This window comes from Paracoccus sediminilitoris, from assembly GCF_003259195.1.
In the GTDB taxonomy this organism is placed as follows: Bacteria; Pseudomonadota; Alphaproteobacteria; order Rhodobacterales; family Rhodobacteraceae; genus Paracoccus; species Paracoccus sediminilitoris.
In genome coordinates this window covers 1-586 of record NZ_QJPK01000083.1, presented here as the reverse complement: position 1 = coordinate 586, position 586 = coordinate 1, and the positions used below count along the sequence as shown (strand labels likewise).

General features: G+C 62.8%; 1 pseudogene. It reads right to left on the bottom strand.

The annotated features are described in order from the left end of the window. Nucleotides 1-554, bottom strand: a pseudogene (locus DKT70_RS18590) (transposase); the annotation flags it as partial. Nucleotides 555-586: the final 32 nt, after the last annotated feature.

Genomic DNA, 586 nt, shown 5'->3' with positions numbered 1-586 from the left:
TGAAGCTTCTCCTCGCGGTAGAGCCGCCTGAGCTTCTTGAGGTTCATCACGATCCCCTGGCGTTCGAACATGATGTGGATGCGACGGCAGCCGAAGCGCCGCCGCTCTGCCGCGACGGCCTTCATCGCTACCCGCGCCTCGGCGTCGTCGGGGCGCACGGCTCGCGATAGCGCACGCTTGACCGATCCACGGCCAAGGCTTGGCACGCCCGGCGCTGGCTCACCCCGTGGATCTCCACGACATGCGCCACCGCCTCCCGCTTCACACCGGGCGCTACCATTTTTTTGCCGCGACATCCTTTAGGATGGCATTGTCGAGCATCGCTTCGGCGAGCAGCTTCTCGAGCTTGCCGTTTTCCTCCTCCAGCGCCCTCAGCCGTCGCGCATCCGACACCTCGAGCCCGCCATACTTGGCCTTGTATTTGTAGAATGTTGCAGAACTCACCCCGTGCTTGCGGCAGACATCGGCCGTGGGCATCCCGTCGACGCAGTGCGTCGACCCTGCTCCTTCAGCATTGCGATGATCTGCTCCTCGCTGAACCTCGATCGCTTCATCCTCCGTCTCCTCGGTTTGAAGCGGATTCTAT